This is a genomic window from Nocardia neocaledoniensis (assembly GCF_029868625.1).
GTDB classification, from domain to species: domain Bacteria; phylum Actinomycetota; class Actinomycetes; order Mycobacteriales; family Mycobacteriaceae; genus Nocardia; species Nocardia neocaledoniensis_A.
This window is the reverse complement of the sequence record NZ_JARWOJ010000389.1, coordinates 1-1,130: the sequence shown is the minus strand read 5'-3', so window position 1 is coordinate 1,130 and position 1,130 is coordinate 1. Positions and strand designations below refer to the sequence as shown.

At 77.5% G+C, this 1,130-nt stretch carries 1 pseudogene; it reads left to right on the top strand.

Annotated elements, in window-relative coordinates:
- Positions 1-125: 125 nt before the first annotated feature.
- Positions 126-809, top strand: a pseudogene (locus tag QH270_RS30870) (XdhC family protein); the annotation flags it as partial.
- Between the last annotated feature and the right edge of the window lie 321 nt (positions 810-1,130).

The following is a 1,130-nucleotide window of genomic DNA, read 5'->3' as shown; positions in this document are numbered from 1 at the left end:
CCGCCGGGGGGGGGGGGGGGGGGGGGGGGGGCCCTGGGCCCCCCCGCGGGGGTCCCCCCCCGGGGGGGGGCCGCCCCCGGCCCCCGCCCCCCCGGGGGGGGGGGGGGGGGGGGGGGGCCCCGGCGCCGGATCGGAAGCTGGTGTATCTCGGCCGGATCGCACCGTGGCGAGCGCTCGACCACGACGTCGCCGCGCTCCTCGGCACCGGGCGCAACGGGCTGATCGGCGGACAGGACGGCACGCCCGCCCTGACCGTGCGGCCCCGCACCTTCGTCCAGGTCTTCCGCTCCCCCGCGCGCCTGATCCTGGCGGGCGCCAACGACTACACCCGCGCCCTCACCGTCGCCGCAGGCCGGCTCGGGTACCACGTCACCGTCGTCGACGCCCGCGAAACCTTCACCACCCCGGCCCGTTTCCCCGCCGCCGACGCGGTGGTCGTCGACTGGCCGCACCGCTATCTCGACACCGAGTTCCGCGCGGGCCGGATCGATGACCGCACCGTGGTCTGCGTGCTCACCCACGACCCCAAGTTCGACGTCCCGACGCTGACCACCGCCGTACGCCTGCCGGTCGCCTTCGTCGGCGCGCTGGGTTCCCGTCGCGCCCACGCCGACCGCACCCGCCGCCTGCACGAGGCGGGACTGACCGACGCCGAGACCGCGCGCGTCCGGAGCCCACTCGGCCTCGACCTCGGTGCCCACACCCCGGACGAGACCGCCATCTCGATCCTCGCCCAGATCCTCGCCGACCGCGCCGGGGCGACCGGCCACCCGCTGGACACGCTCGACGGCCCGATCCACCGCCCGTAGCCGCGGGTCATCAGCGCGGTCCGCGCCGAACCAAACCGAACGCACCCCCGACACGCGCGACGGGCCGAAGCACCGCCCCGGCCGCCGGGTCTTGCTCGCCGAACAGTGGCTGACGCACCGAACGAGAGGACTCGAACCCTGCCGGGCCGTCGCGGCCACCCACGGCCCCGATCACCGGCTCGCGCGGGGGATCCCATGCCAGCGCGCGCACGAAGAGGGGGCCGGCCCGCGCAGGCGACGCGCCCGGGGGGTGTGCCCAAGTCCCCCCCCAGTTGCCGGGCGTCGGTGTTTTAGTGCGGGCGCGGCGCCCAGGAGACCCCG